Genomic DNA, 7,795 nt, shown 5'->3' with positions numbered 1-7,795 from the left:
CCCGCGAGCCGTCCGGGCGCGTCGCCGCGGGCCCGGCCGCCGCGCGTGGCACCGTGGGCGGCGTGAGCGAGCGCACCGGCACCGCCCCGCGCCGCCCGCCGGCGCAGGACCCGGTCGGTCGTCGCGCGGGCACCCCGGCGACGTCCGGCACCCGCGTGCCGCGCGACGGCGCCGCACCCCGCACGGGGGCGCGCGGGGGCGCGACGCCCGGCACCTCGGCGCGCGGCTCGGCCGCCCGCGGCACGACGACCCCGGGCACGACGACCCGGGGCACGACGACGCGGGGCACGACGGCGCGCGGCACGACGACCCGCGGCACGACGACCCGCGGCACGACCGCGCGCGGAGCGGGGACCGGTGCCGCGACGACCCGTCCCCCCGGCGGGCCCGGCCTGCTCCGGCTGGCCCCGGCCCGGCCGGTGCAGCCGGCGTCGCGGGGGCGCGTCCTCACGCTGGCGCTCACCTTCGCGCTCCTCCTCGTGCTGTTCGCGGGCCGGCTCGTGTACGTGCAGGTGCTCAAGGGCCCGGAGATCGCCGAGCAGGCGCGTGCGGCCCGCATGACGAGCTACCAGGTCCTCGGCGCCCGCGGCGAGATCACCGACGCCGACGGCGTCGTGCTCGCCACGTCGGTCGAGCGCTACACGATCGCGGTGGACCAGACGAAGATGGCGACGTACCGCGCCCGGGGCTCGGACGGCGAGGACGGCCCGGCGGGCGTCGCCGCGCGGCTCGCGCCCCTGCTCGGGGCGAACCCCGCCGAGCTCGGCGGGCGTCTCGTGGGCGACCGGACGTTCGTGTACGTGCAGAAGAACGTGCTGCCCGAGGTCGCCCGCGAGATCCGCGCGCTGCGGATCGACGGGATCATGGTCGACAAGGTCGCCGACCGCGTGTACCCCAAGGGCGCGGTGGCCGGGAACATGCTCGGCTTCGTCAACTCGTCCGGCGTGGGTCTGCAAGGGCTCGAGCTGACGCTCGACGAGCGCCTGCACGGCACGCCGGGGCACGAGAGCTTCGAGCGCGGCCGCGGCGGCCAGCCGATCCCGGGCGGCGTCTCGGAGGGCACGCCGGCCCGGACGGGCGACTCCGTGCGCCTCACGCTGAAGTCCGACCTGCAGTACAAGGCGCAGGCGGAGCTCGAGGAGCAGGTCGCGGCGACGGGGGCCACGGGCGGCGCGGTCGTCGTCATGCGCCCGAACGGCGAGGTCCTCGCGCTGGCCGACTCGGGGTCGATCGACCCCAACGACCCGGGGGAGCAGGGCGCCGGGGCGCTCTCGGCCGCGGTCACGCAGGTCTTCGAGCCGGGCTCGACGAGCAAGGTGGTCACGATGGCCGCCGCGCTGGAGCAGGGCCTCGTCACGCCGACGGACACGTTCGAGGTCGGTGACCGCTGGCAGACCCCGCACGGCGAGACCATCAAGGACTCCCACGACCACCCGGTGCAGCGGCTCACCGCGACCGGCATCTTCGCGGAGTCGTCGAACGTCGGCACGATCCTCATCGGCGAGCGGCTCACGAAGGAGCAGCGGCACCAGTACATGACGGCGTTCGGCTTCGGGCAGCAGACCGGCATCGAGCTGCCCGGCGAGTCGGCGGGTCTGCTGCGCACCCCCGACAAGTGGCAGGGGCGCGACGAGTACGCCGTGCTGTTCGGCCAGGCGGTGTCGGTCAACGCGTTGCAGGCGGCGAGCGTCTTCGCGACGATCGCGAACGACGGCGTCCGTGCGGAGCCGCACCTCATCGCGGGGTGGACGTCGCCCGACGGGACGTTCCACCCGGAGGCCCAGCCCGAGGGGACGCGGGTCGTGTCGTCCGCCACGGCGGACGCCGTGCTGTCGATGATGGAGAGCACCGTCGTGGACGGCACCGGCTCGAGCGGGGCGATCCCCGGCTACCGCGTCGGCGGCAAGACCGGGACCGCGCAGAAGTTCAACCCTTCGGGCTACACGTCGTCGTTCATCGGCGTCGCGCCCGTCGACGACCCGCAGGTGGTGACGGCCGTCATCCTGCACGACCCGAAGACGTCGATCTACGGCGGCACGGTCGCGGCGCCGCTGTTCAGCTCGCTCACGCAGTACGCGCTGCAGCAGCTCGGCGTCGCGCCGTCCGGCGTGCCGGCGACGCTGTACCCGACCACGTGGTGACGACCGGCCGGGGTAGATTCCTCCCCATGACGTCCCCCCTGGGCCGGCTGCGCCCCGAGCACCCGCCGGTCCGCAGGGTCGGCGACCTCGTGTCCGCGCTGGGCCCGTCCCTCGGGCTCTCCCTGGTCGACGCGGCCGGGGAGGACGTGACCTTCGGCGGCGTCACGATGGCGAGCCGTGACGTGGTGCCGGGCGACCTGTTCGTCGCGGTCCCGGGGCTCAAGGTGCACGGCGCGCGCTTCGCCGGCGACGCGGTCGCGGCCGGCGCCGTCGCGGTGCTCACCGACGCCGCGGGCGCGGAGCTCCTGCGCGAGCAGGCCGGTGCGGGCACCGTGCCGGTGGTCCTCGCCGCCTCGCCGCGCGCGGTCGCCGGCCCCGTCGCCGCGTGGTTCCACGACGAGCCCGCGCGCCGGCTTGTCACCGTCGGCGTCACGGGTACCAACGGCAAGACGACGACGACCTACTTCGTCGACGCGGCGCTGCGCGCCCACCACGCCCGCACGGCCGTGCTCGGCACGGTCGAGCTCCGGATCGGCGAGGACGCGGTCGAGAGCCCGCGCACGACCGTCGAGGCGCCCGTGCTGCAGGACCTGCTTGCCCTCGCGCTCGAGCGCGGCGCGACCGCGCTGACGACCGAGGTGTCGTCGCACGCGCTCGCGCTGGGGCGCGTCGGGGGCGTCGAGTTCGACGTCGTCGGGTTCACGAACCTGCAGCGCGACCACCTCGACTTCCACGGCGACATGGAGGGCTACTTCCGCGACAAGTCCCGCCTGTTCGCGGCCGGGCAGGCGCGACGCGGCGTCGTCGTCGTCGACGACGCCTGGGGGCGACGGCTCGCGGCGGAGTCCCCGGTGCCCGTCGAGACCGTCGCCACGCACGTCGGCGCCCCGGAGGCGGCCGACGCGGACTGGGCCGTCGTGTCGGCCGACATCGGGCTCGACGGCGTCGGCTCCCGGTTCACGCTGCGCGGGCCCGACGGCACCGAGCACGAGGCGGCGAGCCCGCTGCCCGGCCTGGTGAACGTGTCGAACGCGGCCCTCGCGGTAGTGCTGGCGCACGCCGCGGGCGTGCCGCTGGACGTGGCGATCGCCGCCGTGGGGGCCGCGCACGCGATCCCGGGCCGCATGGAGCGCGTCGTCGAGCGCGGCGACGGGTGGCCGCTGTGCCTCGTCGACTACGCGCACACGCCCGACGCGCTGGAGCTCGCGCTCGCCGCGGTGCGTCCCATCACGCCGGGGCGGCTCGTCCTGGTGCTGGGCTCCGACGGCGACCGCGACCAGGGCAAGCGCCCGATCATGGGCGGCGTCGCCGCGCGCCTCGCCGACGTCGTCGTCGTCACCGACGAGAACCCCCGCTCCGAGGACCCCGCCGCGATCCGCGCGGCGATCCTCGACGGGGTGCGGGACGTCCGTCCCGACCTGGCCGACGTGCACGAGGCGACCAGCCGCGCGCAGGCCATCCGCGACGCCCTCGCCCTCGCCGGTGACCGGGACACGGTCATCGTCACGGGCAAGGGCCACGAACCGACCCAGGAGATCGCCGGGGTGTTCCACCGCTACAACGACCGCGACGTGTTCCTCGCCGCCCGCGCGCAGGGGGTGCAGGCGCAGGACCGGCGACTGCACCAGGATCAGGAGCAGCACGCGTGATCGCCCTCACGGCGGCCGAGATCGCGGCCGCGACCGGCGGAGCCCTGTCCGGCACCGCACCGGGGACCGTCGTCGCCGGACCCGTCGTCGTCGACTCCCGGGAGGTGCTGCCCGGCGGGCTGTTCGTCGCGCTGCCCGGTGAGCACGTCGACGGGCACGACTTCGCCGCGGGCGCGGTCGCGGCCGGGGCGGCGCTCGTCCTCGCGGCGCGTCCGCTGGACGGCCCCGACGGCCCGCTGCCCTGCGTCGTGGTGCCCGACGTCGAGCGTGCGCTGGGCGACCTCGCGCGCGACGTGCTGGCACGCCTGCGCGAGGCGGCCGTCGAGCCGGGCGGCAGCGGCCTGCGCGTCGTGGGCGTCACCGGGTCCGTCGGCAAGACGACGACGAAGGACCTGCTCGCGCAGCTGTGCGGCGCCGCGGGCCCGACGGTCGCCCCGGTGCGGTCGTTCAACAACGAGATCGGCCTGCCGCTGACGGTGCTGCGCGCCGACGAGGCGACCCGGTTCCTGGTGCTCGAGATGGGCGCGAGCGGGCCGGGCCACCTCACCTACCTCACCGACATCGCGCCGCCGGACGTGTCGGTCGTGCTCGTGGTCGGGCAGGCGCACCTCGGCGGGTTCGGCGGGATCGACGCCGTCGCGCGGGCCAAGGCGGAGATCGTCGCGGGACTCGTCCCGGGCGGGACCGCGGTGCTCAACGCCGACGACAACCGCGTGCGCGCCATGGCGGTCGCCGCACCGGGCCCCGTCGTCCTCTTCGGCGCGTCGTCGGACGCGGACGTCCGCGCGGAGGACGTCGCGCTCGACGCGCTGGGACGGGCGCGGTTCCGGCTCCGGCACGTGCCCACGGGCGAGGACCGCGAGGTCGCGCTGCGCCTGGTCGGCGAGCACCACGTGCACAACGCGCTCGCCGCGGCCGCCGCGTCCCTGGCGGTCGGCCTGACGATCGACGAGGTCGCGACCGGGCTCAGCGCCGCCGACGCGCTCTCGCCGCACCGCATGCACGTCGTCGAGCGTCCCGACGGCGTGACCGTCGTCGACGACTCCTACAACGCGAACCCCGACTCGATGCGCGCGGCGCTCAAGGCGCTGGCGGTCATCGCCGGCCGCGAGCGGCGCTCGGTCGCGGTGCTCGGGGAGATGCTCGAGCTCGGCGACGAGCACCGGACCGCGCACGACGCGATCGGCCGGCTCGTCGTCCGGCTCAACATCGGCCTGACGGTCGTCGTGGGCGAGGGCGCCCGGGCCATCCGGGACGGCGCCAACCACGAGGGCTCGTGGGGCGACGAGGTCGTCCTGGCGGACGACGTGGAGAACGCCGCCGCGTTCCTCGAGCAGGAGCTGCGCCCGGGTGACGTCGTCCTCGTGAAGTCCTCGTACGGCGCCGGCCTGTGGCGGCTCGGCGACCGCCTCGTGGAGGCCGGCGCATGAGGGCCGTCCTCATCTCGGGCGGCATCGCGATGCTCGTCGCCCTGCTGGGCACGCCGCTGTTCATCCGCTTCCTCGTCAGGAAGCAGTACGGCCAGTTCATCCGGCAGGACGGCCCGACCGCGCACTTCACCAAGCGCGGCACCCCGACCATGGGCGGCGTCGTCATCATCGGCGCGACGCTGCTGGGCTGGCTCGTCGGCCTCCTGCTCACCGGCACGACGCCCAGCGCGTCCGCGGTGCTCGCGCTGTTCCTCATGACCGGCCTGGGCGTCGTCGGGTTCCTCGACGACTTCATCAAGATCTCGCGGCAGCGCAGCCTCGGGCTGTCGCCGTTCTGGAAGATCGTGGGGCAGGGCGTCGTCGGCGTCGTGTTCTCGGTCCTCGTCCTGCAGTTCCCGAACGCGCAGTTCCGCACGCCGGCGTCGACGCGCATCTCGTTCATCCGGGACACGGACATCGACCTCGCGTTCGCGGGCGCCACCGTCGGGCTGCTCCTGTTCGTCATCTGGGCGAACTTCCTCATCACGGCGTGGTCCAACGCGGTCAACCTCACCGACGGGCTCGACGGCCTCGCGACGGGCGTGTCGCTCATCGTGTTCGGCGCGTACGTGCTCGTGGGCGTCTGGCAGTTCAACCAGACGTGCCAGTCGGTGCTGACGGCGGGGCCCCGGTGCTACGAGACGCGCGACCCGCTCGACCTCGCGGTCGTGGCGGCCGCGATCACGGGCGCGCTGTTCGGCTTCCTGTGGTGGAACGCCAGCCCCGCCAAGATCTTCATGGGTGACACGGGCTCGCTCGCGCTCGGCGGCGCGCTCGCCGCGCTGACGATCCTCACGCGCACCGAGATCCTCGGCGCGATCATCGGCGGCCTCTTCGTCGTCATCGTGCTGTCGGACGTCATCCAGATCGGCTTCTTCAAGATGACGGGCAAGCGCGTGTTCAAGATGGCACCGCTGCACCACCACTTCGAGCTGTCCGGGTGGGGCGAGGTCACGATCGTGATCCGGTTCTGGATCATCGCCGGGCTGTTCGTGGCGCTCGGCGTCGGCATCTTCTACGCGGAGTGGGTGGCGGGCTAGGTGGACGCACGGTTCGACGGCCGCACGGTCCTGGTCGCCGGGCTCGGCGTCTCCGGCCGGGCGGCGGCCCAGGTCCTGACCGACCGCGGTGCACGCGTCGTCACGTTCGACGACCGCGCCGCGGAGGCGGACCACCACGACGTCGACGCGTTCCTCGCGGCCGACGGCCTCGCGGACGTCGACCTGGTGGTGGCCTCGCCCGGCCTGCCGCCGCACCACCCGCTGCTGGCCGCGGCCCGCGAGCGGGACGTGCCGGCCTGGAGCGAGGTCGAGCTCGCCTGGCAGGTCCGCGTCCCGCGCGACGGCGGCGCCGGCGAGCCTGCGCCGTGGCTCGCGGTCACGGGCACGAACGGCAAGACGACGACCGTCGGGATGCTCGAGTCGATCCTGCGTGCCGCGGGCCGCAACGCCCCGGCCGTCGGGAACGTCGGCACGCCCGTCGTGCTCGCGGCGGTCGACCCGCAGGTCGACGTGCTGGCCGTCGAGCTCTCGAGCTTCCAGCTGCACCTCACCCACTCGATGTCGCCGCAGGCCGCCGCCGTGCTCAACGTCGCGCCGGACCACCTCGACTGGCACGGGTCGCTCGAGGCGTACGCCGAGGCGAAGGGCCGGGTCTTCGAGCGCACGCAGGTCGCGTGCGTCTACAACGCCGCCGACCCGGTGACCGAGCAGCTCGTCCGGGACGCCGACGTGGTGGACGGCGCCGTGGCCGTCGGGTTCACGCTCGGCATGCCGGGCGTCGGCCAGGTCGGCCTCGTCGAGGACGTGCTCGTCGACCGCGGGTTCGCGCGGCTGCGGCACACGCACGCCGCCGAGCTCGGCACGCTCGCGGACCTCGCGCAGCTCGCGGGTCCGGACGGCGCCGTGCCGCCGCACGTCGTCCGCAACGCGCTCGCCGCCGCGGCGCTGGCCCTCGCGCACGGCGTCGAGCCCGTGCACGTGCGGGACGGCCTGCGGGCGTTCGGGCCGGGCGCGCACCGCATCGTCACCGTGGGGCGCGTCGACGGCGTCGCGTACGTCGACGACTCGAAGGCCACGAACGCGCACGCGGCGGCGGCGTCCCTCGCCGCGTTCGGCGAGGGGTCCGTCGTGTGGGTCGCCGGCGGGCTCGCCAAGGGCGCGACGTTCGACGAGCTCGTCCGCGCGCGCCGCGACCGGCTGCGGGGCGTCGTCCTCATCGGCGTCGACCGTGCGCCGCTGCGGGACGCCCTCGCCCGACACGCACCGGATGTCCCGGTGATCGAGGTGCCCGCCGGTGAGACTGAGCCGGTGATGACCCGTGCCGTGCAGGAGGCCCGCCGGCTGGCGGCCGGGGCACCCGCCGGGGTCCCGGTCACCGTGCTGCTCGCGCCCGCCAGCGCCTCGATGGACCAGTTCGCGTCGTACGCGGCGCGCGGCGACGCCTTCGCTGCCGCCGTGCAGGCACTCGGGGCGGACGGGGTGAGCCCGCGCGCCGACGGTCCGGAGGCCCGGCCGTGACGGCGACCGCCGGCCCC

5 protein-coding genes are annotated in these 7,795 nt (G+C 75.3%); all 5 read left to right on the top strand.

Translation table 11 applies throughout. The annotated features are described in order from the left end of the window. Window positions 1-2,141 (top strand): peptidoglycan D,D-transpeptidase FtsI family protein (locus ACFUMH_RS09290; RefSeq protein WP_378203766.1); only part of this gene is annotated, 2,141 nt, incomplete at its 5' end. 26 nt (window positions 2,142-2,167) lie between these two features. Continuing rightward, complete coding sequence (locus tag ACFUMH_RS09285) at window positions 2,168-3,790, top strand: UDP-N-acetylmuramoyl-L-alanyl-D-glutamate--2,6-diaminopimelate ligase (protein ID WP_378203763.1); 1,623 nt, start codon at window positions 2,168-2,170, stop codon at window positions 3,788-3,790. Next, window positions 3,787-5,220: a UDP-N-acetylmuramoyl-tripeptide--D-alanyl-D-alanine ligase gene (murF, locus tag ACFUMH_RS09280; RefSeq protein WP_378203760.1), complete on the top strand. Its 1,434-nt coding sequence runs from the start codon at window positions 3,787-3,789 to the stop codon at window positions 5,218-5,220. The genes ACFUMH_RS09285 and murF overlap by 4 nt, the downstream gene beginning before the upstream one ends. After that, a complete protein-coding gene (gene mraY / locus ACFUMH_RS09275; RefSeq protein ID WP_378203757.1) occupies window positions 5,217-6,299 on the top strand; it encodes a phospho-N-acetylmuramoyl-pentapeptide-transferase in 1,083 nt (360 codons plus the stop codon). The genes murF and mraY overlap by 4 nt, the downstream gene beginning before the upstream one ends. Then, window positions 6,300-7,778, top strand: coding sequence for a UDP-N-acetylmuramoyl-L-alanine--D-glutamate ligase (murD, locus tag ACFUMH_RS09270; RefSeq protein WP_378203754.1), 1,479 nt, complete (start codon window positions 6,300-6,302; stop codon window positions 7,776-7,778). The last annotated feature ends 17 nt before the right edge of the window (window positions 7,779-7,795 follow it).

The sequence above is a fragment of the Cellulomonas sp. NPDC057328 genome (assembly GCF_042667215.1).
Classification (GTDB): Bacteria; Actinomycetota; Actinomycetes; order Actinomycetales; family Cellulomonadaceae; genus Cellulomonas.
The sequence above is the reverse complement of the archived record's forward strand: the minus strand, read 5'-3'. Positions and strand labels throughout refer to the sequence as shown.

Bases quoted from the DNA above. Each gene is read 5' to 3' on its own strand.
- ACFUMH_RS09285 (WP_378203763.1), top strand. From the start codon at position 2,168: ATGACGTCCCCCCTGGGCCGGCTGCGCCCCGAGCACCCGCCGGTCCGC.
- mraY (WP_378203757.1), top strand. From the start codon at position 5,217: ATGAGGGCCGTCCTCATCTCGGGCGGCATCGCGATGCTCGTCGCCCTG.